The organism is Actinomadura verrucosospora, assembly GCF_039540335.1.
Taxonomy (GTDB): Bacteria; Actinomycetota; Actinomycetes; order Streptosporangiales; family Streptosporangiaceae; genus Spirillospora; species Spirillospora verrucosospora.
Genome location: NZ_BAABEV010000002.1, coordinates 335581 through 358286, shown reverse-complemented (window position 1 = coordinate 358286; position 22706 = coordinate 335581). Strand labels below are relative to the sequence as shown.

20 protein-coding genes, 1 tRNA gene and 2 pseudogenes are annotated in these 22706 nt (G+C 63.8%); 9 read left to right on the top strand and 14 right to left on the bottom strand.

What is annotated here, in order from left to right; translation table 11 throughout:
* Positions 1-110: 110 nt before the first annotated feature.
* Both ABD944_RS04010 and ABD944_RS04005 read left to right on the top strand, forming a co-directional pair.
* Positions 111-184, top strand: a tRNA-Pro gene (locus ABD944_RS04010).
* 350 nt (positions 185-534) lie between these two features.
* Positions 535-1215 carry a phosphotransferase gene (locus ABD944_RS04005; RefSeq protein WP_345172462.1) on the top strand — a complete coding sequence of 227 codons (681 nt, stop codon included), beginning with the start codon at positions 535-537 and terminating at the stop codon, positions 1213-1215.
* Positions 1216-1300: 85 nt separating this feature from the next.
* Here the strand turns inward: ABD944_RS04005 and ABD944_RS04000 are convergent, their stop codons facing one another.
* The gene (locus ABD944_RS04000; protein WP_345172460.1) at positions 1301-1474 is read right to left on the bottom strand and encodes a DUF397 domain-containing protein; all 174 of its coding nucleotides are present in this window, start codon (positions 1472-1474) and stop codon (positions 1301-1303) included.
* The gene (locus ABD944_RS03995; protein ID WP_345172458.1) at positions 1465-2247 is read right to left on the bottom strand and encodes a helix-turn-helix domain-containing protein; all 783 of its coding nucleotides are present in this window, start codon (positions 2245-2247) and stop codon (positions 1465-1467) included. The genes ABD944_RS04000 and ABD944_RS03995 overlap by 10 nt, the downstream gene beginning before the upstream one ends.
* A gap of 154 nt (positions 2248-2401) precedes the next feature.
* Here ABD944_RS03995 and ABD944_RS03990 point away from each other — a divergent pair, with 154 nt between their 5' ends.
* Positions 2402-2794 carry an ATP-binding protein gene (locus ABD944_RS03990; RefSeq protein ID WP_345172456.1) on the top strand — a complete coding sequence of 131 codons (393 nt, stop codon included), beginning with the start codon at positions 2402-2404 and terminating at the stop codon, positions 2792-2794.
* A 56-nt stretch (positions 2795-2850) separates the two neighbouring features.
* Complete coding sequence (locus tag ABD944_RS03985; protein ID WP_345172454.1) at positions 2851-3045, top strand: hypothetical protein; 195 nt, start codon at positions 2851-2853, stop codon at positions 3043-3045.
* 67 nt (positions 3046-3112) lie between these two features.
* On the opposite strand, the gene ABD944_RS03980 is transcribed toward ABD944_RS03985, so the two are convergent.
* The 4 genes from ABD944_RS03980 to ABD944_RS03965 form a co-directional block, all read right to left on the bottom strand.
* On the bottom strand, positions 3113-4894 hold the full coding sequence (locus ABD944_RS03980; RefSeq protein ID WP_345172452.1) for a relaxase/mobilization nuclease domain-containing protein: 1782 nt from the start codon (positions 4892-4894) through the stop codon (positions 3113-3115).
* A gap of 54 nt (positions 4895-4948) precedes the next feature.
* The gene (locus tag ABD944_RS03975) at positions 4949-5281 is read right to left on the bottom strand and encodes a hypothetical protein (protein ID WP_345172450.1); all 333 of its coding nucleotides are present in this window, start codon (positions 5279-5281) and stop codon (positions 4949-4951) included.
* 517 nt (positions 5282-5798) lie between these two features.
* Positions 5799-5969 (bottom strand): hypothetical protein, encoded by a 171-nt coding sequence (locus tag ABD944_RS03970; RefSeq protein ID WP_200842419.1) that lies wholly within the window; start codon positions 5967-5969, stop codon positions 5799-5801.
* Positions 5927-6247 (bottom strand): helix-turn-helix domain-containing protein, encoded by a 321-nt coding sequence (locus ABD944_RS03965; protein WP_345172448.1) that lies wholly within the window; start codon positions 6245-6247, stop codon positions 5927-5929. Before ABD944_RS03965 ends, ABD944_RS03970 begins: the two co-directional genes overlap by 43 nt.
* Positions 6248-6757: 510 nt before the next feature.
* Here ABD944_RS03965 and ABD944_RS03960 point away from each other — a divergent pair.
* Genes ABD944_RS03960 through ABD944_RS03950 form a run of 3 tightly spaced genes read left to right on the top strand, consistent with a single transcriptional unit; the run spans position 6758 to position 8367 of the window.
* Positions 6758-7681, top strand: a complete 924-nt coding sequence (locus tag ABD944_RS03960) for a hypothetical protein (RefSeq protein WP_345172446.1) — start codon at positions 6758-6760, stop codon at positions 7679-7681.
* A gap of 1 nt (position 7682) precedes the next feature.
* The gene (locus tag ABD944_RS03955; RefSeq protein ID WP_345172444.1) at positions 7683-8219 is read left to right on the top strand and encodes a restriction endonuclease; all 537 of its coding nucleotides are present in this window, start codon (positions 7683-7685) and stop codon (positions 8217-8219) included.
* A 25-nt stretch (positions 8220-8244) separates the two neighbouring features.
* Complete coding sequence (locus ABD944_RS03950) at positions 8245-8367, top strand: hypothetical protein (protein WP_345172442.1); 123 nt, start codon at positions 8245-8247, stop codon at positions 8365-8367.
* A gap of 207 nt (positions 8368-8574) precedes the next feature.
* Here the strand turns inward: ABD944_RS03950 and ABD944_RS03945 are convergent, their stop codons facing one another.
* Together ABD944_RS03945 and ABD944_RS03940 are read right to left on the bottom strand one after the other, a co-directional pair.
* Entirely contained in the window at positions 8575-10677 is a 2103-nt protein-coding gene (locus tag ABD944_RS03945; protein ID WP_345172440.1) for a protein NO VEIN domain-containing protein, read from the bottom strand.
* Positions 10678-11632: 955 nt separating this feature from the next.
* Entirely contained in the window at positions 11633-15769 is a 4137-nt protein-coding gene (locus ABD944_RS03940) for a protein NO VEIN domain-containing protein (protein WP_345172438.1), read from the bottom strand.
* An 893-nt stretch (positions 15770-16662) separates the two neighbouring features.
* Between ABD944_RS03940 and ABD944_RS42375 the strand changes: the two are divergent.
* Positions 16663-17054 (top strand): annotated as a pseudogene (locus tag ABD944_RS42375) (2-oxo acid dehydrogenase subunit E2).
* A gap of 310 nt (positions 17055-17364) precedes the next feature.
* Here ABD944_RS42375 and ABD944_RS03935 read toward each other — a convergent pair.
* The 5 genes and pseudogenes from ABD944_RS03935 to ABD944_RS03915 form a co-directional block, all read right to left on the bottom strand.
* Entirely contained in the window at positions 17365-18756 is a 1392-nt protein-coding gene (locus tag ABD944_RS03935; RefSeq protein WP_345172436.1) for a Shedu immune nuclease family protein, read from the bottom strand.
* 119 nt (positions 18757-18875) lie between these two features.
* A pseudogene (locus tag ABD944_RS42370) lies at positions 18876-19265 on the bottom strand (IS30 family transposase); the annotation flags it as partial.
* 289 nt (positions 19266-19554) lie between these two features.
* Positions 19555-20220, bottom strand: coding sequence for a tyrosine-type recombinase/integrase (locus ABD944_RS03925; protein WP_345172434.1), 666 nt, complete (start codon positions 20218-20220; stop codon positions 19555-19557).
* Positions 20221-20258: 38 nt separating this feature from the next.
* Complete coding sequence (locus ABD944_RS03920) at positions 20259-20900, bottom strand: tyrosine-type recombinase/integrase (RefSeq protein WP_345172432.1); 642 nt, start codon at positions 20898-20900, stop codon at positions 20259-20261.
* A 370-nt stretch (positions 20901-21270) separates the two neighbouring features.
* Positions 21271-21459 carry a hypothetical protein gene (locus ABD944_RS03915; RefSeq protein ID WP_345172431.1) on the bottom strand — a complete coding sequence of 63 codons (189 nt, stop codon included), beginning with the start codon at positions 21457-21459 and terminating at the stop codon, positions 21271-21273.
* Between the two features lie 587 nt (positions 21460-22046).
* Between ABD944_RS03915 and ABD944_RS03910 the strand changes: the two genes are divergently transcribed.
* On the top strand, positions 22047-22202 hold the full coding sequence (locus tag ABD944_RS03910) for a hypothetical protein (RefSeq protein ID WP_345172430.1): 156 nt from the start codon (positions 22047-22049) through the stop codon (positions 22200-22202).
* A gap of 188 nt (positions 22203-22390) precedes the next feature.
* On the opposite strand, the gene ABD944_RS03905 is transcribed toward ABD944_RS03910, so the two are convergent.
* Positions 22391-22690 carry a Rossmann-fold NAD(P)-binding domain-containing protein gene (locus ABD944_RS03905; protein WP_345172429.1) on the bottom strand — a complete coding sequence of 100 codons (300 nt, stop codon included), beginning with the start codon at positions 22688-22690 and terminating at the stop codon, positions 22391-22393.
* Positions 22691-22706: the final 16 nt, after the last annotated feature.

Genomic DNA, 22706 nt, shown 5'->3' with positions numbered 1-22706 from the left:
GCCCGCAAACGCACCATCAGGCCTGCCTACCAGAGATCCGCGCCCCCGTATCTCGGTACGCACGACCCCGCAGACTGCGCTACAGTAATCACGCCCGCTCAAACGGGCACCGGGACGTAGCGCAGTTTGGCAGCGCACTTGACTGGGGGTCAAGGGGTCGTGGGTTCAAATCCCGCCGTCCCGACAAGAAGTACCAGCTCAGAGGCCGTTTCTCCACCACGGAGAACCGGCCTCTTGATCGTTAGTTAGCCGTTCGTTAGCGAACTCGGCCGTCTCCCCCGGCACCCGGACGGTTCACACAGGACCAGAAGACCCGGAACCCGCCAGCGTGCCCTCTCCCCGTGTTCAACCAGGCCAGCCGATCTATCAGGCCTCCAGTCCACCGTGCAGTTCGGCGGTGGGGGTGACGTCGGCGAGGGCCGTGGTAGCGAAAAGGGGCACGTTCCATTGCGAGGAAGCGGTCGCGGCATGCGGAGGACTGGTGCGGTGTCTGAGTTCTCGCTGCCTGGCGGGTTCGTGAGTGGGAGCGTCCGTGTGGGCGACACGGTGCGCCGACGGCCTGCTGCTCGTGCGGAGTTCGCGCACCGGCTGCTGGGGTTGTTGGAGCAGGCCGGCTGGGAAGGCGCCCCTCGGTTTCTGGGGATCGATGGACAAGGGCGGGAAGTGCTGAATTTCCTCGATGGCCACGTGGCTTGGGAACCGGTCCAGACCATCCGGGTCGACAGCGACGAGAGCTTGAGGCGGGTCGCCGAGTTGGTCCGGGAGTTTCACGACCTGACGGCCACGACGGACCTGGCCGGCGATGGTGAGGTGGTGTGCCACAACGACTTGTCGCCGAAGAACACGGTGTACCGGGATTCGGGTGCGGGGATGCGTCCGGTGGCCTTCATCGATTGGGACCTGGCCGCCCCAGGGCGGCGGGTCCATGATGTCGCGCACGTGTGCTGGCAGTACCTGGGGCTTGGACCCGGCATCGTCGATGTCGCGGCAGCGGCTCGGCGAGCGCGGTTGATCTGCGATGCCTATGGACTGGCCGATCGGAGCGAGCTGGTGGATGTGATCTTGTGGTGGCAGGACCGCTGCTGGCGTGGCATCGCGGCCGCTGCCGAAGCTGGCGACCCGGCGATGATCCGTCTTTGTCAGGGTGGCGCCATCGACGAGGTGCAAGCCGCCCATCACTGGGTTCAGCAGCATCGCGCAGAGTTGATGTTGTAAGGGTGGTCCTGGCTTGGCGGCCGTCCACGCGAGGAAGCCCCCGGTCCCTCCCGGGCAGGGCCTTCATCGGTGCCATGTCCGGGCGTTAGCGCTTCAGGATCGCCAGGAGGCTCACGAACTCGTCGCGGCGCAGGGTGAACTTGGCGCCGGCTGGGTCTTTGCTGTCGCGGATGCCCACGGCCTCGCCGAGGTCGGCCAGTTCGACGCAGTTGTCTCCGGCCTCACCGCTGCGCGACGACTTGCGCCAGGTCACATCCATCGCTCCCTCACAACCTTCCGCATCAGCTCGACCGACGCCTTCGGCGAAAGCGCCTCCGCTTGAAGCCTACTGAAGATCTCGCTGGCGATCGTGAGGTCTTTCGGCTCCACGCTGGTCTCTCCGCCGACACTGCTCTCGATGTACACGACCTCGCTGCGGTCGGGTTGCGTGGCAATGGTGAAGGCTGCCCGAGCATCTCGCTGGTAGCCGATCGGAGCGATCTGAATCGTGACGTTCTCACACTCCGACATCTCGATCAGATGCTCCAACTGCTCGCGCATGATCTCTGGCGACCCGACCTCACGGAGAAGGACGGACTCGTCCATCACAACGAACACGGTGGGGGCGTTCGGCTTGGTGAGGACGCTCTGGCGCCGCAGCCGGTCGAGGACGGCTTCATCGTTGCCGAGGATCACTCTGGCGTATGGCTCGGTCTGGAGGAGCCCGTAGACGATCCTGGTCTCGAACGCCCGCAGCGAGTCGGCGGACGCCTCGGCGCGGGGAAAGTCTGCGAAGAACTTCGGGTAGCTGCTGGAACGCAGGAGTTCGTCCCATGCATCGACCAGGGCCGTACCCGAGTCCAGCCCCTTGTCCATCCGTTCGGCGAAGTCCCTGCGGCACTTGGTGCGCCCGGACTCGACCTGCGAGATGTAGCTCCGCGTAACCGCCGTGCGTGCGGCGAGTTCCGTCCTGTTGAGTCCCGCTTCCTCGCGGAGGCGCGTGACCTCTGCGCCGAAGGCGACGGTCTTGGATGTCGGTTTGCGTGCGGCCACTGCTTCGCCTCCACGTGAGCGAGGGGAACCCACCTACCAGCGATCGACAGCGCCACGTATGTGCTGGGGCGCTTCGGTGGTAACGCTACGCGGCGGAGTTGAAGGTGTGCAGGGAGTTACTCGAACCCGTCACTGGCTAGCGAAGGTCGTGCCGATGTCCGCAGCACCGCAAACTACTGAAGTCCCGACGATCGTCCTCGATTCCACCGATCAGGCGCCGCGCCGCGCACGCCGGTTCCTCGCTGAACAGTTCGCCCGCTGGGGCATCACCGACGATTACACGGGCCGTCTCGTGGTCTGCGAGTTGGCCACGAATGCCTACAAGCACGGCGAAGGTCCGATCGTGGTTCGGCTCTTCCTCGACCCGGACGATGGGCGACCGGTGATCGAGGTATCGGACACCGGTACGGGCCACGCCACCGTCCAGCCCCAGAACTACAACGCCACTTCCGGCCGCGGCCTCCAGCTCATGGCGGAGCTCGTCCACGAGTGGGGAGTCAAGCGCCTCACCGGCGGCGGCAAGGTCGTCTGGGCGAAGCTGCCCTGACGTCGCGATGTGCCCCCGACACAAAGAGCCGGAGACCACGCTCCTGTGAGGAAACTATGCGAGTCACGTTGCTGCTACTGCAGTATCTCTTCCCTGAATGGTCGATCACGCTGGATCGAGAAGGGATCTGGAGGGCGACGGGGCGCGTCCTGATCTCGGCGTCCGACCTGGACGGGTTGATGGACCTGCTCCACACCGCCGACCCAGAAGCCTTCGAGCGTGCCTTCCGCCAGCTCGAAGAGCGGAAATGAGCGACTGGCGAGAGGAGTCCCTCCGTGCGGCGAGTGCCGGCAGGCCGCGTGATGAAGAGCCGTTCGATCACGGACGTCGACGACCGGAGCGCGCTGGGCCCGTAGGAGCCGACGGCGCTGATCTGCTTTGTGCATCCTGCGGCAGCGGAGCCCACGCGGTCGGGAAGGCGGCCATGGCCAGGCGCGCTTGCGCGCTCGGGCCAGCCGGCGGAGGTGAGGGAGCGCCGCCCGCTGGGCGTGCTTCTCGCGTGTGCGCGGCGGCTCTTCGAGCCGCGTCGGCCTGGGCGTGACGTTCCTGGAGGCTGTGCAGCTGAGCGATGGTGTCGAGCAGGCTGATGAAGTTGGCGACGAGCAGCATCGTCGACACCACCGTTCGGTCCTTCGCCGTGCCGGTGAGCGCGAGCAGGCGGGCTGTGGTGCGCAGCGCGTTGCCTGCCGGAGTCGGGGTGGGGATACGGCCGCAGGGGGCGCGGGCCGCGCGGTCGTAGGCATCGGCGGCGCGGTGGAGGTGACGGTTGCCGGTGACTCGGGCTGCCACGTGAAGGGCATCGGAGGCCGCCCAGCAGGCGTCCTGCGCAGCGTGCGGGTTGGTGACAAGGTGCCGCCGGATCTGGGCGGTGGCGAAGGCAGCGGCCCGGGCCGCATCGTCGTAGAACGCCTGGCGCTCCTCCGGTGTCAACTCATCCTGGCCAGCAGCCGACTGGCGGTACGCGGCAGGAGAGGCCCAACGCTGGCGGAGACGGGACAGTGACAGGTCATCGGCAAGACGGCTGCCGGGATACCACGTCGGCTCATGACCATCGTGTTCAGCAGCGAAAGCGACGGCGTAGCCAGTGATCTGCCCGTCAACGGTCTGGCTGTAGCGCAGCTTGACCAGGAGCCCCTCACCCCGAAGCCGGTCGAGGAACTCGTTGGTCGTCGCCGACTCGTCCGCCGCGCGGCGGACGGCCGTCCGCAGCACGGCTCGTCTCGTCCGCTCGGAGAGATGCCGTCCGTCCAGCGGACGGAGCGGAGACGACGCGTGGACGGACCCGTCCGCCCCCGTCCACCGGCGGCGAAGCTTGGGCAGAGTGAGGTCGGCAGCGAGCTTCCCTCCGCCGAACCACACAGGCCGCCCATCGCTGTTCAGATCGTCAGGGAGGGCGACAGCGTAGCCGGTCATCTCGCCGGCCGTCCGCTCGCTGAAACGCTGGCGGACCAGGACACCCTCATCACGCAGCTGCCTAAAGAACTCCGCCTCGCTGCTCGCCCCGGCCGCCGCCGTCTGGACCTTGCGGCGCAGAAGCGTGCGGGACGGTAGCGGCCGGCCGTGGCGGACGGCTTTCTCGATCTCGCCCCGGCTCGGCCGCCGCGCCGCCGTCCGGTCCGCCGGAGCCGTCCGCCGCAGCCCGTACTGCCGCTCGATGGCGCGGCAAGCGTCCCGGACGCGGTAGCCGTCGTTCCACACATCGGGCCGACCACCGTCCTGGCGCGCCAAGGTCGCCACGATGTGGACATGGTCGGCAGCATGCCGGACCGCCACCCACCGGACCGCGCCGAAGTCCCCAGCCGGAGCAAGCCCGACCCGGTCCATCACCTCATGAGCGATCCGAGCCCACTGCTGATCGGACATGACCGGGTCCTCAGGCGCCGCCCTCAACGGAAGATGCCACACCGGTTGCCGATAGTTCCGCTCCCCCAACAGAGCCAGCGGCTGCGTGAACAGCGCGTCCAAACGCCGGAAATCCCGGCTCCCATCCGCCCGCACACCCGGCTCCAACTCCGGCGCGCTCCGGAAACCCGCCACCACATGCGGATCGCGATGCTCCTCGTGCCGGCCAGGACCGTACAGGTAGCGCAGCAGCCCCATGACACGCTCTCCACGACGAATCTTCCCAATCACCCACGGCCCCCGGCCGACCGCTCAAGGGAGCCGATGCCGCAACTCCTGAGCCAACTCATCAAGTTGGTCAACGCTGCGCACCGCCGCCTGCGCGTACCACCGAAGCTGCTCGACCAGCTCACCGGAATTCAACGCCGCAACAGCCTGATTGAGATTCACGCCGACCCGCTGCACCTGCCCGGCAGCGAACAACACCGCCGCCAGCGCCTCACGCACCACGGCGTACTCCGCAACCACTCGTCCCTGCGCCGCCGCCAAACTCGCCTGCGCGGCGAACGCCCCCAGCGCCAACCCCTCGTTCGCCGCCGCAGCCGCCAAAACCGCGTACTCCTGCTCCGACAGCGCGATCCTCACCGACCGACTCCGCTGCTGCGACCGAACCGAACGCCGCCTCCGCGGCCCCCCGGACCCCGACACCGACTTGCCGATCTCGACCGTATGCCCCACCCCCCGCGGGGATCGCGCCCGATCCCCTCTGCCCTGGCTAGACCGCGCCCGGTCCAACTACACAAATGAACGTTGCCTATTACTTGCTCCGCGCGGCGAGAACCGGCGAGACCATGACGGCATCACGATCTCCGCCGCCTAGCTGCCGCCCCTGATCGGAGCTCTGCATCGCAACGCGCCTGACCCGCACACGCGAGCAATCAAAAGAATGTTTTACTGGATGACATCTCCTAAAGTTGATCGTGCTTCATACTGGACGACCCGAAGGCCAAGCACCAACTTCACGACCGGCGCGCCGCGACTTCGCCCGCGATCTGGAGCATTGACGCATCGACCTTCTAGTCCGACGGTCGCGGGTTCGAATCCTGCCAGGCGCGCCCCTGTCTGACCTGCAGTCTTGATGTAGCGATGGAGGAGGTTCTGGCTACCGGTGTAGCCGCTCACCCTCATCCGCAACACCGTAAGTGACCAGGCCGGGCAGGCCCGAGAACACCACATTGACAAGCCCATCGACCTTGATCTCGCCTGAGCGCGACAGACCGCCGTCCTCTGCTACCAACGGCAGAGCGACAGAGCCGTAACTGGACAGACCCACCGAATCCTCCTCGCATGCCGATGAGCAGGCGTTCGGTGCCCTGGGACAGATCGGACCGCGTCTTCAGACGGCGCTGACGCCCATTCCGTCGTCTGGCACCTGTCGCGAATGGGCCGTGATCGCGCCAGGAACCGCGACCGCCACTTCGACACCGTGTTACGCGAGGCGCCGACCTTCTCCGCAACCCGGGCGATCGTGGCGCCCTCGGCCCACAGCATCACGATCCGAGCCCGCAGCGCCAGCGCCTGCGAACCCGCAGCACTCCTCCCAGCAACCATGCGCGACACCCGGACTGGTGGAGGGCTCAGGTTAGCCCCGGCCGTCAGCCGGCTCTGTGTAGAACGGCACATTCCGCCAGCCTGATCCGCGACGAGCCTGCAGCGCAGCCGCCGGAGCGGTCAGCCCCGGCTGCACAGCTTCGCCGGTGATCCCCCAAACCGGATGAAACACTCTGGTCACGGCTTACCGAGAGCATGCCGTCGGGGACCTCGTCGCCTTCTCGATGGCGGGCGCCTACGCCTGGACATCTCGCACCATGACTTCCTGATGCATCCCAAGCCCACGTTCCACTACCTGGACGTCTAACCAAAAGGGCACATAGGGGCTCCGGTCGGTCATCCCGTCCGGAGCCCCTACGCTTAGGCCTCGAGCTGTCCACGCGCGTTGCCCGAACGATCGCTTCAATGATCCACCTAACCCCCGTGCTGCTGGTTCAGGGGACCTAGGCAAGCTAGTGTGCTGTCCGATACGTCCACCACCCTCGGTCTTGTGAAGGCAGTACTTAGCTGATGCTTGTTGCCACGTTGATTAAGGCAGGAAATCCTGACCTAGGACCCCTTATCGATATCTGCCGAGAGATTGATATCCAGGAACTTTTGGTCATGGATAAGGTGGTAGCGGACCGCGCTCTGGATATACAACAGCCCGATCTCGTTATAGGGTATCTCGACCCTCCGTCTGATATCACTCAATTCATTGCCACAGCAGACCTGGATCTCGAAAATGTCACTGCTCTAACCAACCTTGAAGTAATGCTGCAGTTGGGCAGGGCTGTTGAACGGAGAATCCCAGCCTGCCTGATCGTGCCCCCACCTCTCCGGGCTCCATCTGTTCCTAGTCAGCTTGTAGTAATTCCATGCCAGCTAAGTGATGTAGACAGTCTTCGGCTGCATCTTTGGGCGTTTACGGCCAACCTTGCAGAACGTCGGCAGGATACTGCAACAGCGCCCGCACAGATCAGCCCTCCCGTTGATTTCAAGCGATACATACGTCTACTTAAGTCGCTGCGCCAAAAAGAAGGATCAAACATACCCTCTTTTAGGGTAGAGCAACTTGTTGTTGAGCTCATACGGGCCACAGGAGTGGCATTCGCCGAGAACCCAGAGAAGAGCATGCCCGATCGTGGCTTCGACATGGCCGTGTTGCCATCGCGGGAGTCAGACGAGATCGCGCTAATAGAAGTGCTGGCAGGACATCTGAACGAGCGAAGGCTGCATGATTCTGAACTACGTCTTCAGGAAGCAACGCTTGATCGGCGGGCTCAACTGGGCGTGTTGCTCTATGACAGCATTGATGGACGACGCTTTCCCGCAAAAAGGACTACACCCCTTGTACTCAGACTCGCCCTTGAGGATTTGATTGAGCAACTCGGGCACAAGAGTCTCTCGGAGGTGCTTACCGAGGAAGTCGCTAAGGCAACGGAGCGCATCTGATATGGCGGCATACTCGACCTCCAGGATTAGTGCCCTCCATGCCTTGAGCATAGATAAGACGCGCAGCACAACCGTTCGTGGCCGTGCCTTCGAAGACTGGTTCTGCTACCTACTTGACCAGGTTCCGGGTTTTAGGACGCGGAAGGACACCCTCAACAAATTCCACAGCGAAGAGATAGACATAGCTGTGGCCAATAGTAAGCTCAGTGACATGGGCTGCTTTCCTAACCTTTTCCTGGTCGAGTGCAAGAACTGGAGTGACCCGGTAGATTCACCTACCGTCGGTGCCTTTATAGACAAGCTGGCGAATCGACGGATTGAGCTTGGCGTACTCGTGGCCGCCAATGGAGTGACAGGTGATGAAAACGAACTAACTGCGGTTTATCACAAAGCTTCTCTTGCCCAAGTTCGTGGGCATCGTCTGATAGTTATCACACTCGACGAGCTTCTGAAGGTGACCACGACACAAGAGCTTACAACTCTCTTGATTGAAAAGCTCTTGGACGTGATCGCCTCGGGCACCTTCCGCCTATCGTGACAGGTGACGTTGGCGTAAGGACGGTATGGACCGGACGCAGGCCGACCGGTTGGCCTTCATCCGGGTCCGCTCCGACCGGTTCGAGCGCCGCGCGACCCTCACCCACGGCCCCAACCAGGTGCTCGCGCCAGCTCACCGGCCTGTCTGAGTTGAGTGCTGCGTCAAAGTACAGCCGGGAAGTACAGCAACCCCACCATTGGGGGCGGATTCCAGTCGACCACAACGGATACCGCATGCTGGAATGCTCAGCGCCCTGATCGTGCTTGCCGATAGATGGGGGTCAAGCGCGCTCGCCGAAGCGCGCTCGCCGAAGCGCGCTCGCGACGTGACCGCTCGGCGATGACCTCTGGAACCGCTAGTTCGGAAGGGTGTAGCGGTATCGGGTCGGTCGGAGATCCATCTCATCGGGTTGCCAGGTGGTCCAGTGACGGCAACGCCCTCCGCTGGTTTGGATGGTGCCATCGGATTGGCGTTGCCAGGTGATCTGGTCGACGACCACCAGGTCGGTGCGGGCAGTGGTCCGGGCGTGAGTGACCTCGTTGGTGGTGAGTTCGACCGCGTCGGCGGTACCAGTGGAACCTTTGACCTCGATGTGGATCTCTTCGTCGCCTTTGACGGCCCGCAGGTCGTAGGAGCAGATGGCACCGACGTCGGTGATGTCATGGTCCGGGTAGAGGTCACGGGCTCGGCGGACAGCGTGCTCTTCGATGGCTTTGCGCAGGGCTGGGTCGGCCAGATAGCCGGCACCGGTCCGCGAGCGTGGGCGACGCAGACGGGCGGGCACCCGCCTTGGCGTACTGGCGGCGGGCGCAAAGTGGTTGAGTCTGGCCAGTTCGGGGAGCAGGTTAAGCATGGCTGCGGGGACTTTGACCAGGTACGCCTGTGCGGTGCGCAGCGGCCGGCTCGGGGAGAAGACAAACGGGAAATACAGCGGCCCATTGATGCGTGCTTCCAGGTCGCACTTGATTGCATGAAGCTGGTCTTCGAGAGGGCGGAGAGCCTTTTGACCGATCGGGGTGTGCAGCGGGGTGTACCAGGTCAGCTCATACCGCCAGGCCGGTTGGGGGTGAGTGTTGACGGGGCGTTGCTGGCCGTAGGTGCCACGGGCGTCCCAGATCAGCTGGTCGTCGTAGGGACCATCGGCGGCGATGGAGTGTCCGACGATGCCGGGCTGGCCGTGCAGGCTCTTGTGCCAGTGCAGGACCACGTCACCAGGCTTGATCGCAGTGACCAGTGAGTAGGACCAGAACTCCCCGCCAGTACCGTTGCGCTGCAGTGCCTGCAGGTTGCTGCCGAGGTCGGGGCGGTCAGTGATCTCCATCCAGAACCGTTCTGCGGGGTCTTGGTCCCACCACCGGTTCAGCGCACCTGTGGGTGAAGTGAACACCGTCCGGGCTTCCCTCACAGTGGGGTCCACCAAGCCGTTGGCCTGACGTGCGGCATCCTCTGCGGTGCCGCCGGGGAGCATCCGCCGCGGCTCGATCCGTTTAGTGGCATTGCCGCCATCAGTAGTGGCAAGGTCCGGTGAGGTCCCCCCCTCCTTGCGTTGAACACGGACAATGCGTCGATCGCGTCGCGAACCCGATCGCGCGACGATCTCAGGGGCATCGCCGCAAACGGAAGTGACGTAATCATTCTCTTCCGCAATTTCAAAAATTTCCTCGATCAAAGACGATTTGTTGCGCGCTGACGCTATCGCTTCATTGGTGCTGCCTTTGGCTTCAAGTAGCTCTACCGTGTCCCAAATAGACCTGCGAACGAAAGACCATGCTGCAACCACGTGAGCACAGCGCACAACCATCGATCGGTCTGCTGCAGCCAGAGATGTCGCAATGCGCAGCAGATGCTCGAAGGATCTAACGAAATGGAACTCCGGACCCTCGATAGAGGATGACCGATCAGGGTTATCGCTCAAGTCTTCTATCGTGCGATACGCCGCGTTCAACTTGTTTAGCGCCGCAGGCGTGAACGTGATATTGCGCTGTTGAGCGGTAGCCCATTCGTACGCCCGACCGATTTCACCAACAGCACCTGCGGTGTCGTCATGTTTGAGATCGAAGTCCGAAGGTCCAGCAAGGATCGACATGACTCGACTGCTAGTAGCGGCGGAGGTCCTATCAAATCTCCGCAGCCAGGCGTCCTTGCTTATCGCCCATTGAACACCAACATTAGGCATGGCCTTGCCATCCTGCATATCGGGGGATTGATGCACTTCCCGCTGCTCACCATAATCCCAGGAAGAGCGAACAGATGCTTCGAGTCCAACCTGGAACGAGAACGGCTCGCGTCCGCGCGCAACAATTGGCGATCCTGTACACAAAACATTGTGGGTCTTTGCCGACTTACGACTATCACGTAGCGCCTTTCTGATTAGGTTCTCGTAAGCCTTCACGGTGGTCACGGCACCATAAACGATGCCCTCCAGAACGTTCGATTCAGTCTCCCTCAGGGTCTCCATAACCGCCTCAAAGGCCGCAACCGATGAGTCACCTTCGTTCGATACGAGCACGGTCCATACGAGTGGGGGACGCAGCCTATTCCTCGAGATTATGGAGACCGTATCGGCTATAGCAGCCGACCATACGCTCAGAAGTACTGTGTAGGCTGCCACTTCATCCACACCGCAGCGACTCGTTACTCGCTTGGCAATCTGGCCGACTGGACCGTAGAGCAAAACGCTAGGCGACACGAATACCTCCATAATGACCGGGATGGTTCAGCAGTTCAGCAGAGTACTGGATGGTGTCCTGACAGTGCTGTCGAAGGGGAGAGCGCGTCCAGCTGTGGGCTGCCCATCGCTCGCTGAGTGCGGTGGCGAGCGACGCCCAAGCGGGTGGGAGCAAGATTGGGAGCGGAGAGCTCCCGGTAGGATGCATTCAGGCGCGGCGAAGCACGGCGCCAGGTCCTGGCGATACCCACTCTGACGTGGTCGTACGGATGCGAGCAGGCTGTCACGACCCCCATGGTCCCCTGTTGTGGTCATGGTTGTCATGAAGTTCGTCTTGGGGAGAACCCCTACTCAGCAGGACTTATGAAGACTTCGTGTGCAGCTTTCAAGGCGGCCCGACAACCGGGCCGCACGCGCCGCCGACTCGGTGCCTGGCCCTCCGCCTCTGCTCGGGAGCTGGCTACGGGACCAGGCTGCGGGCACCGGGCGGCGCGAGACAGGTGCCACGCGAGCGCCTCGGCGCGCTCCAGGACGGCGGAGAGGGCGTCCAGGACGTCAGTGCGGCACGCGTCCGGGTGCTCCCCCCGGCGCCACCTCCGAACGAAGTCGCACGTTTCAGTAGACGTCCGCGCCCGGGACCGGGCCGTTCGGAAGTCATTAGGATTGACAAACCGGGGAAGCTCAGTGTGCCCACAGGATGGCTACTCGCTGACGTCGAGCCCGCTTGGTGCATTGAGCCCGCGAGTCATGAGGGCCCGGCCAGAGGGCCAACGTCTCCTGTGAGGCGGTTGAGGTCGAGATGGAGCTCGCCGGCGTCGAAAAGGCCGATCGGATCGCGAATGCAACGCCATGACGGCGTTGTGGTGTTGGCCTCGTAGACGCGGTAGAGGACATAGCGCTGACGGGCGCGCACCGCTAGCTGGAACTCGGCGGCGGGCCAGACGAACTGGCCTTGGCGGCTCGTGGTGGACTTGACCTCGACCCACAATTCGGCACCATCGTCGTCAACAGAGACGATGTCATGGTCCGAGCCGGGGTTAGCGTCGGCGACCCACCTGACACGGTCTGGCGAGAAGCCAAGCTGCCTCACGCGCTCGCGTTCGATGGCGAGGACTATTTCTTCGCCGCGCCGGCCGACCTCCCGGTCATCCTCCGATTCCTGGTAGCTGCGTGGTGTCCAAGCGCCGGAACCGCCGCTGCCTGCGGTTGCTTGGCGCTTGTGGGATGGTGTTGCTGTTCTCTCTGCGGGCAGGGCTTGGACGCGACCGAGGTCAGGCAAGGGCGGCCGGAGGGCTCGGGCGGCCGGCAGTGTGGGTGGTTTCTGTGAACCACTGTTGTCCGGTAGCGGCTTTGACATTGCTTCCCGGACGACATGCTGGCTGAGGGCGTCGGAGAGTGATGCTAGGTCCTCGTCGTCCGCGTCTTCGGCGTATTCGGTGCCGGGTGTGCGGGGCCGCCAGTTCACTTTGCGGCGCTCCAGTTCACGTTGCATTTCACGTGCCGACCGGCACCGCAACAGGAAGTAGACGGCGTCGCCAAGCAGCCGTTCCCCGAGCGGCCCTGAGTCCGCCAAGCCAGCGACCGCGTTGGCGACGAGCCTGCGCTGCTCATGGGAGCTGGCGACTTGGTCGAGGACGATCTGATTGTCGTCTACGTTGTAATCCACGGCCACGGTGAGGGCGTGTCCGCCGACACGGTACTTGCGTTGGATCCCGTTGACGAGGGTTATCTGCGTGATCCGGGCGAGCCGGGCAGTTAGTCTGCCAACTGTGCGCGACTGATCCGGTCCGGAGACTGCGGAGGCAAGCGCAGCTACCGCAGACGCGAAATTCGGGTCGTGGAGCCGCGCGAGGGTGATGTCGAGCCGGAGCGTTTGATCTGGCTCGATTTCGGAACCGTACTCTGTGTCCTCCCGTTTGGCTGCTTTAGATAGCGGCCTGGTACCAGCGGCTTCGAGGAACCCGATTACGCGCCCATCAGAGGTGTCGGCGAAGGATACGGGCACGCGCGCGGCCACCGCTGCCGCCGCCAGCGCGGGGTCGTCGTTGATGAGGAAGCCCTCCGTGGTCGCCTCCTTTAGAGTGTGCAGGCCACGCTGGTCGTCCAGAAGCAGGTGCGTGCCGGGGGCGAGCCCCTCTGGGGGTGCGTCAAGGCGGTGGTACGCCCGCCGCAACGCCTCGGCCACGTGGCGGGGAATCGGGCGCTGCGCGCCGTAGAGTTCGCTGACCCGCACGAACAGACGCCGCCAGTGTGCGGGGGTAGGCCGTTGGGTGGCGCCGAGGAAGACCCAGGTATCTCGCAACGCCTCCGGCAGCACCGTGACCACGTCGAGGAAAGCACTGCGGTTGTCCGCGCCGACAAGGCAGTTACCTGCTGCCTCCCATCTGCTACCGGTCCAGATGACTTGCCGGTCTCGCAGCTCGCCGGCACGCCGCCTCTCCCGGCGCAACGCCGATACCAGTGCCCGGTAGACAAGGTCTGGCTTGGTGACGTGACTGCCGGACTCCTGCAGTTTCATCAGGGCTGCGAGGATGTCGTCCGCGCGGGGTTCGGTCCGGCATCCGAGTCGTCGTAGCAGGGCCGTCGACATGCCCACGGCGTATGGGGCGTCCTCCCCCAGCACTGCGACCAGATGGTCGGACCGGTTGTAAGCGTCGGAGGGCGCCGTTACCGTGCCCGGCCCCGTCTCGAGGAACTTGATGGTCTTGAGGTGGGTGAGCACGGACAGTGAAAGCAGTCTTTGCAGGCGGGCGATTGCCTGTCGCATGACCTCTGGGGGAACGGTGCCCTGCTCCACCAGTCGTGCAAGGGCCACTATGTCGCTGCCCCGAACTGCCTGACGGAATCGAAGGGGCTTTAACGAGTCGTTGTCCTCGTCAGCAGGCGTGGACAAGTGCAGTGCCGGCGCAAGGAGCGTGGCACCCTTCGCCGACCGGCTCACCATGTTTGCAGGAGCAACCCACTCGCCGTTGTGGTCCTGGAGCACCGGGGCGCGGCGGACCGCGGCCCACGCTTTCCTCGACAGAGTTGGCCGACCTCGTATGTAGCGTGCGAGAGCATCGCGTGCCTGCTCGGAGGCGGTCCCGTCCACAAGACGGCTCGCTGTTTCTATCGCCCATCGGGAAAAGTTGAACGGCCTGCACAACCCGGCAAGGACCTTGGAGTCGACCAGGTCTGGATGCAGCGTCTGGTCCCAGGAAATCACGTCGGCGACTGCCTCGTCGACAATCCAAAGCCCCTTCGGCGAGCCAAGCGTCCCCGCGCCGGTCAGCGTGGTGGGCGCGGTGCGGAGATCTCGCCTGTGGTCAGCGGTGAGGGCGGTCCTACACCCGTCTAGGGCGGCCGCGAAGTGCTGCTGGAGCGTGAGATCGCGCAGCGCGTCCGGGAAGTCGGTGTAATACCGTGCTACCTCGGTGGCTTGGTCGAGTTTGGTCGCCAGTTCGCGTGCGTTCTCGCCTGCGCAGCGCAGGCGGATTAGTAAGCTGACCGTGAACGCCTTACCTCCCAGCGCGACCGCCATCGCCTGGGTCTCTGGGCGTGTGACGAGGCTGGAGTGCAGCAGATGGTCCGGGCTTGAGGTACCGGCTCTGAAGGCCGCCAGCGCGGGGTTGGCCGGGATCGTCAGGGATTCGACCGGGGCGCGTAGCGATCGCTTGGCGCGGCCTGTCGTCGCTTGGGTCGGCCAGCACGACTCGCTACGCAGCAGCCGGTCGATCTCCTCCCTTAGTGCGGGAACTGTGGAAGAGCCTGCTGCCCGCGGGTCAAAGGCGAGGAACGCTTGAGCGCCAAATTCGACGAACAGGCGTTCGGCGAGTAGGCGGACGGCGAACGCGGCGGCTTGCTCGACCAGCCAGGCGTTCCAGTCGCTGTTCTGGGGATCGACAAGCTGACTGCGGTCCTCGGTCATCTCGAACGGGGCGCTGATGCTGAATCCGAACCCGGTCCGCGCCCGGATGGCGCCCATCGGGTAGTAGAAGATCCCCGGTGTCTCCAGGTCCAGGCCGCGGCGCCGAGTCCGGACTGAGACACCCAATCGGATCCGGCCCCCGGGAACCTGGAAGTAGCTGGGCACGTTCGGTCTGCGGAGCGCTGCTGGCGGTATCAGAACACGCTGGTACTCCCTCTCGCTGATCGTTCCCGACGCGTGGGCCAGCGACGGGCCGTGCTCTTCGAGCTTGGCCGTCCGCTTGATCAAACCGGAACCCCGCTGCCCCGCGCGGGCAGACTGCCGCCAGCGCAACTCGTGCCCGAGACGCTCGGAGCAAAGCACGACGGACTGGAGGTTCTTCCCTGGCCCGGGGTGGGCCAGCTTGATTAGGGTCGGCGCGAACTCGGCTGCGATAGCCTTCAGCGCTTCGGCCTCGTGATGTTCGTCGAAGGCCCGCAGGGGGCCGTCATCCCTCTTGCGGTATGGAACCACGAGGGTCACACCCGGCTGGGTGCTGGACTCCGGATGCGGCAGTGGTTCGGCCAGCGCCCCCTTGGTGCGGTCGAGGATAGTGCGCCTCCCACCGGACATGATGTTGATGCGGTCGCCGAGCAAGAACAGGGAGCGGAGCCCGAAGTTTTTCGACCCGATGCCGTTGGACTTCGGCTCGACACGATCTGCCGCGTCCGGTATCAGACCGTGGCCGAGCATGACACTCAGCCGCTTCCATCCCGCGCGATCGATCGTCTTTCCGTTGCCGCGGACTTTGAGAGCGTCTGGACCGAACTCGACCACCAGTTCGGTACCTCCCGCGTCGTACTCGTTCTGCACCAGTTCCCGCAGAACATCCACCGAGGTATGACTGAGCGCGAACTCGATAAGCAGGCTCGAGCCGACGTGAAAACGGAACTCCAGCTCCGCGGAGTTAGCCGGGACTAGGGAGTGATCGGGCACGTCTCTTCCCATCAAGCCGATCCAGAGATGACAACGATGATTTCAGGGCGCACCGACAAAGGGCGGCCTCCTGCGGTCCCGGAAGATGCCCGTTTCCGGTCATCGCTGACTAGCGGCTGCACCGCCGGTGACACCGTCGTGGCGGAAGCCTGGGTGGTTGGCCGTCGGCCACCGTTGACCAAGCCCGCCGCGCTGGAGACGCGCCTGGCCAGGTCGCGAAGGGCAGGGTTTGTACCAGATTAATCCCATGTCCTGGCGAGGCGCGTCGGAGATCCAAGGCCAGAGCTGTGCAACTATCTCTTCTTGATCATGCATACGCGATACTCGACCAATCGACTGTAGTCTTTATCGTACTTCATTTTAGTCTGAAGAACTACATTGCTTCCCGGGATCTCGTAGGTTCCAGCCGGGCACGCGGGACCATCACCCATTGCATCGCTCAACAAATACATGCCGGAGAAATCATTGATGGATGCGGTATCGACGCCACTTGGACCAGGCGGTCCCGAAGGTCCAACTGGTCCCTTATTGAGCCCCAGCACTCCTATGGCTGCGCTAGTTGCGGCACCACTGATAGTTCCGGCCAGGAGTGCGGACAGGAGAACACTGAAAAAAGATCGACTCACTGCTGGGAACCTCTCATCTTGACCGATCAATACTAGCGATGGGCGAACCAGCACCCCGGATCCTCGCAACACCGGACCGCGTCCAATTCTGGCCAGTAGCGCACACGCATATCCAGCCGGTCGGCCCGGAACCACGACCGTCACACGAAACACTAGGAGCAGAGCCAGCCAAAGCATGGTTGTCATCCGCGCAGGTCAGGCGGGGACCGCCGGCGATGAAGTCACAAGACCTACAACGGCCCATGTCGGCTCGTTGTCGGCTCGGCGATTCCGAAGCGGATCGATGGTAACCCTGTTCTGCGCACCCCCGAGTTGGCTTCTCTGGGCTTGCTGTCCTGTGCGATGCGAGATCTGGTGGCACGGGCTAACACCGGTCGGTTGACGCAAGCCGACCTTGAGGGTGGATCACTGACCGTGAGCAACTTGAGCATCTACGGTGTCGATTCGTCTCGGCGATCATCAATCCACCCCACTCCGTGATCCTGGCGGTGGGCGCCGTGCGACCCGGGGTCGTCGCCATCGACGATGAGTGCCAGGTCCGGCCACTGATGCAGCTCACGGTCTCTATCGATCACCGCGCCATTGACGGCGCTGTGGGGGCCCAGTGGCTCGACGCACTCGTCAACCATCTACGTTGCCCGAGAGGCCTGATCATCTGACGGACACGCCCCGCGAGACATCGAGCGTGGCTCGATAGCTGATCAGTGGCGCTTTTCGGCTGCGGACGAGATCTCGTGGTGAGACCTCTTCTACCGGGGGCTCCACGCCCTTTCCGGACGCCGCCTGATCGTTCGCGTGTCTGCCCTCAAAGCTTCGTTTGTGACAGGAAAAGCATCCTTATTCGGATCGATTTCGCTGAGACCACCTCACTGCGACGGCCGCTGGCCGATTGTAGAAGTCAATCGCTACGAGTGCCGGTCGTTGTGCCTCACCGAGGGTATGTCTACAAGCGGGAGGGCGCCATTTTGTTCAGCCTTCCGCGGTGCCGCTATCAGTAGGCGCAAGGAAGTTGCGCAGGAGCCTGAGTCGTTCAAGAATTTCGTCATAGGTCACGATAGTGACGCTGCGAGAATTGGCGCGGTATAGCTCGAAGGACTTCTGCTTCGATGGCTCATCCGGAGGCGGGGTGCGTCCTGCCACAACAAAGCAGGAGATCGCATAGGACTCCAAGTCCCATCGGCGCGAATTGTGCTTCAGCGTGGCGAGGTTCGACGTCAGTTGGTATGCCTGATCGAGAACCTGCGTGACCGCGCCATTCAGCTCCTTTGAAGGGCCGTACACTCCCGTTCGGTGCTCTCGCGTGTCGAGCAGTCGGGTTGTCGGCTTCTTGATCTCCACCAATGCCACATTGTTGGTGAGCGAATTCTTAAACAAGTAGTCGGCAATCTTATCACCACCTCCCGCGAGGCTGCCGCCGCCCACCGTTGCTTGCGACTGAACGCTGACCATTGGCGCGCCGAACACTTGCTGGAGAGCAAAGGCGTTGTTATCAAAAAATGTCTGCCAGTACTGCTCATTCTCACCCTTCTCCAATGATTCTTCGTAGGAGGCGATGAGGTGATCGAGACTCACCAGCTCGATCTCGCGGTGCAATTTTTGAAACTTCTCGGGCCTAGCCTTGGCGAGCCCTGCTGACTCGGATGTGAGCGTTGCGATCAGCGCGTCCCGCTCCTGGTCGTTCAATTCTTCGACCCCATCCGCCGCCTTCGCGATCACCCGTGAGACTGGATGGCGCCCCAGACTGAAGTCCATAGACACCAATCCGAGCACCGTGGCCAGATCATTGTGAACGAAGGCGTCCTTGACTCGACCCGCTGCGCGATTACCGCGATCGTTGATGCGCCTGATTTCCGACCACATTTCCGCAAAGCGAGACATTCCGAGCCGGAAGACTCGGCCCTCTACAGCCGACTCATCTGCGCTGGTGAACGCAATCTCGTCGCAGGCTGTGTGCTTCTCAATCAGCCGAATGATCCGGTTGCAGTCTTTCAAGAGGCCAAGTCCATAGGCGTAGTCCTTGACAAAGCCAGCTGGGAGCACTTCAAGGACCGTTTCTAGTTCGGACTCCTCGAAGTACGGGTCAATCGCCGAAATCTCCACAACTAGGGTACGTATCTGGTCGTACTTGGGACCGAGATATCCACTCGTACCGTACAGCGTGTTGATCGGATAAATACGAAGTTCTCCGGAACCTCGAACGAGGCCTAGCAATTTTACACCCGCATCGGCGCGGGCTGCCGCCGGAGCACCCTCGGCAGGTGAGACGGAGGGGATGAAGTACGCCTCGATCTCCTGGCCTATGGAAGCCATCCGAATGTCGAGGCGTCCGTTTTCCGATTGGTCAATTCCAAACCGTGCCACAGTAAGCCTCAACTCTTCTCAAGTAGCTATTCGTCCAATGGTCAAGCTCTCGTAGGTGTGTGAGCAAGCGGAGCCACGGCCCAGGGGGTGAAGAGCCTGTGCTCGGGTTCAAAGAGTCGTCACCCACTGCCTGTCGGAGAGCATAGATGCTTGCTGAGGGCTTCTGCGGGACTTTTCCAGGCCAGGGTCTTCGGGGCCGGGCTGTTGAGTGCGGCTGCGACGGCGTCGAGTGCGTCTTGCCCGTGTGGGCTCAGGTCGGTGCCTTTGGGGAAGTAGTGGCGCACAGACCGTTGGTATTCTCGTTGGTGCCGCGCCGCCAGGGGCTATGCGGGTCGACGAAGTAGATCTCCAGTCCCGGTGTCGAGACGTAGTTGGGTGTGCTGGGCCATCTCCGCGCCCTGTCCCAGGTCAGCGACCGGCGCAGTTGCTCGGGCCAGTTGGTGAGGGTTGCGGCGATGGCATCGCGCACCGCCCTCGGCTCAGTGCCCGGCCAGCGCCGGGCCATTCTTTTACCCGAGGCCACGCCGCAGGCGATGAGTCTGGTCATCCGCGACCTGGAACGGCGCGGGCTGATCCGCCGCGATCCGCATCCGGACGGCGGGCGCGTGCTGCGCGCCCGGGTCACCGGCAGGGGGCTGAACGTCCCGCGGCGCTGTGACCGCGCGTTGGACGACATCGAAGCGATCATGTTCGCCGAGATCGACGCAGCATCGCTGCAGGATGACACAGACATAGAGGGCGATCGCTTCCGCTTGATGCCTCCTTGTCCGGCCTGCTTTGAGCTGAACGCCCACTTCGTCAATCGGTGCGGTGGCGGCTGCGGATTTTGTCGAAGGCGGCGAGGGCGGTGTCGTCGGCGTCGTCGAGGGTGTGTAGGTAGCGCTCGGTGGTGGAGATGGATCCGTGGCCGAGGCGTTCCTTGACGACCTGGAGGTCGGCGCCGCCGGCCAGGAGCCAGGATGCGTGGGCGTGGCGGAGGTCGTGGATGCGGACCTTGGGGTCCAGGTCGGCTTTCTTGAGGGCGGGCTTCCAGATCCGGTTGCGGAACCAGTTGGCGGGGATGTGGCCGTCGGTCTCGCGTCGGCGGGGTTCGCGGGGGTTGTCCTTGCCGTCGGCGCGGCGGTGGGCGCGGTATTCGGCGAAGGCTCGTCTGCAGTGGTCGCAGCGGCATTTGGCGGCGTTGTAGGCGCTTAGCGTGCCGTGCCGGTAGCGGCGTCCCTTGGCGTTCTCTTCGGTCCAGCCGAGTGCTTCGGGGTCGAGCGGGGCGGGTGGCTCCTCGGCCGTGGTTTCCGGCTGGTAGACGAACAGGAGTCCGTCGGTGCCGAGTTTCTCTTCGATGATGTGGTCTTCGAGTTTGGCGACGATCTGGTCGCTGAGCTTGAAGCGTCGCCACTCTTTGTCTTTGGGGTAGTCCTTGACCAGGAAGCGTTTGCCCTCGGGGTGGAACTTCGGGTTGAGCTCCACTACGACGCGGCTGACCGTAAGGAGGCGGGAGCGGGTTTTCAGGTCGCGGCCGCGGAGTTCGGTGAGTTCGCCCCAGCGCAGGCCGGTCTCGATGGCGGTCTCGACCAGGAGTTTGGAGTCGGCGTCCGGGAGGCGTGGTAGAGGTCGTCGAACTGCTCGGGGCTGATGATTTCCAGCGGTTTCTCGGGGACGGTGGGGGTGCGGACTCCTTTGCAGGGGTGGATGTAGGTGACCTGGTCGTTCAAGGCTGTGGTGAAGATGGCGCTGAGGACGACCTTGTTGTAGCGGATGGTGGCGGCGGAGACGCCGTTCCTCTTCATCTGCCTGATCCAGGCGCGGACGTGCTCGGGGAGGATGTCCATCATCCGCATCGCGCCGAACTCGGGCATGACGTGCTTGTAGATCGAGTAGTGGTAGCTCTGCATGGTGGTCGGCTCGACCTCGTGGTTGGGCAGCCAGGTCTCCTCGACGTACTTCTTGAAGGTCTGCCGGCCTCGCTTGAGGTTGAGGTCCCTGCCCTTGCCGACCTCGGCCTCGGCGCGCTGCCAGGCCCGGTCGGCCTCCTTCTTGGACGAGAAGGTCCCGGCCGATGTGATCTTGCCTTTGAGGTCTTCGTAGCAGGCGGTGTAGCGCGGCTTGCCGTGACGGTCGATGCGTTTGAACGCGTACCCCAACGTCACTCCCCCGAATGATCGTTTGTTAGTCGTTCGTTAGTGGACTCTGCCCCACGGGGCGGGATCCAGGATGACTGCACGTCACGCACTTTAGGCCTCTGACCTGCATGTTCTCATGGATTCGACGGATCGCGAAGGAGGCGGGATGAATGCTTTTTGGGCACTGGGGGTCAAGGGGTCGTGGGTTCAAATCCCGCCGTCCCGACAGAGTTTATGCAGGTCAGAGGACTAAAGCGGGGTCGCTCCGCGGCTCCCTCAACGGCGGTAGGGAGCCACAGTGGGAGCCAACGCCCGCAGGTTCGGGCCCAGAAAACGGCTTTCGTCTCAGTGGCTAGATCACGTTAGCCGGAAATGCCCGCCGAGCACATGACACCGGTCAAGAAGTCCTCGCTGTCCGCCCAGTGCCGCCGAGGAACGCGGCCATGAGCAGCCCCACGACCACGAAAATCGGCGCACGGCGCCGCCATCCGCGCGCGGCCAGCCAGTTCACCGCCGGCTCGATCGCGAAGGTCGGGAACGCCAGCACGCCCGCGAGCGTGAACGCCTCGGGCAGCCACGGGGGCATCCGCTGCGCAGGTGAACATCCACCGACCCTTTGCTGAGCCAGCCGAGCCTCCCAGCCGTCGGCAGGGGCACGGGGCGAGGAATGTGAAACGCCCCGGGTGGGATGGAGGCTCGTCTTCCCTGAGTGGATCGAGTCATGGCCCGTCCGTCTCCCCCTGAACTGCGCAGGCGCGCGGTCCGCATGGTGGACCGAGATTCGCCCGCTACCCCAGTGAGTGGTCGGCGATGAAGGCCGTCGCGGCACAGACTGGGAGTCGTCTCGACCGAGACGGTGCGCAACTGGGTGCGTCGGGCCGAGGCCGACCGGCCGCACAAGTACTGATCGCGTTCATCGATGCGTTCCGCAAGGTGTTCCGTGTCGAGCCGATCTGCCGGGCGTTTCTGCGCACGGCACCAAGATCACACCGTCCGCCCACCACGCCGCCAAGTCACGGCCAGCCTCGCCCGGTAGGGTCCGTGACGAGTGGCTCAAGACCGAGATCAGCCGCATGTACACCGGCAACTACCAGATCTATGCCGCCCGGAAGGTCTGACGGCAATTGCAGCGCGAGGACCACAAGGTACCGCGCTGCACGGTGGAGCGCCTGGATGGGCGAACTCGGCCTGGCCCGCGTCCGCCGCGGCCGCAAGATCCGCACCACCGTGTGCACGGATGGGAACGAACGCGCGGCGGACCTGCTGCGCCGAGACTTCACCGCGACCACGCCGAACCGCCAAGGGGTGGCCGCGACTTCACGCACGTGACCACCTGGGCCAGCGTCGTCTACATCGCACTCGTGGTGGTCATCTTCTTGCGTGCGCCGCTCCAGCGCGGCGGGCCCTCATCGGGGAAGGGCCGACCGGGTGGCCGAGTGGATGCCGTCGGCGCCAACCAGGACGTCCGCGCGTGCGTGCGAGCCGTCGGAGAACCGGGCGGTCACGGCCCCGGCGTCCTACTCGAAGCCGATTAGGCGGTGACCGGTGCGCACCGCGTCCGCGCCCAGCCGCTCCACCACCGCGCGGTGGAGCAGGCCCTGCAGCCGGCCGCGATGCACGCTGATCTGCGGGCGCGTGAACCCGGCGGCCAGACCGCAGGGCCTGCGCATGATCTCCTGCCAGCCGGCGGGCGTAGACCAGCTCACCGGTGCGCACTCCGATCTCGTCGAGCCGGTCCAGCAGCCCCACCGCGACCAGTTCCGGGCCGCGAACGGCAGCACGTTGATCCCGACACCGAACTCGCGGATCCGCTTCACCGCGCTCGTAGACCAC

What these genes read in the sequence shown, in the direction of transcription:
- ABD944_RS03980 (WP_345172452.1), bottom strand. Translation starts at nt 4,894, where the DNA reads ATGGGGCTGCTGCGCTACCTGTACGGTCCTGGCCGGCACGAGGAGCAT.
- ABD944_RS03985 (WP_345172454.1), top strand. Translation starts at nt 2,851, where the DNA reads ATGCGAGTCACGTTGCTGCTACTGCAGTATCTCTTCCCTGAATGGTCG.
- ABD944_RS03955 (WP_345172444.1), top strand. Translation starts at nt 7,683, where the DNA reads ATGGCGGCATACTCGACCTCCAGGATTAGTGCCCTCCATGCCTTGAGC.
- ABD944_RS03990 (WP_345172456.1), top strand. Translation starts at nt 2,402, where the DNA reads ATGTCCGCAGCACCGCAAACTACTGAAGTCCCGACGATCGTCCTCGAT.
- ABD944_RS03965 (WP_345172448.1), bottom strand. Translation starts at nt 6,247, where the DNA reads ATGGTTGCTGGGAGGAGTGCTGCGGGTTCGCAGGCGCTGGCGCTGCGG.
- ABD944_RS03960 (WP_345172446.1), top strand. Translation starts at nt 6,758, where the DNA reads ATGCTTGTTGCCACGTTGATTAAGGCAGGAAATCCTGACCTAGGACCC.
- ABD944_RS03910 (WP_345172430.1), top strand. Translation starts at nt 22,047, where the DNA reads ATGGGCGAACTCGGCCTGGCCCGCGTCCGCCGCGGCCGCAAGATCCGC.
- ABD944_RS03915 (WP_345172431.1), bottom strand. Translation starts at nt 21,459, where the DNA reads ATGCCCCCGTGGCTGCCCGAGGCGTTCACGCTCGCGGGCGTGCTGGCG.
- ABD944_RS03950 (WP_345172442.1), top strand. Translation starts at nt 8,245, where the DNA reads ATGGACCGGACGCAGGCCGACCGGTTGGCCTTCATCCGGGTCCGCTCC.
- ABD944_RS03945 (WP_345172440.1), bottom strand. Translation starts at nt 10,677, where the DNA reads ATGGAGACCCTGAGGGAGACTGAATCGAACGTTCTGGAGGGCATCGTT.
- ABD944_RS04000 (WP_345172460.1), bottom strand. Translation starts at nt 1,474, where the DNA reads ATGGATGTGACCTGGCGCAAGTCGTCGCGCAGCGGTGAGGCCGGAGAC.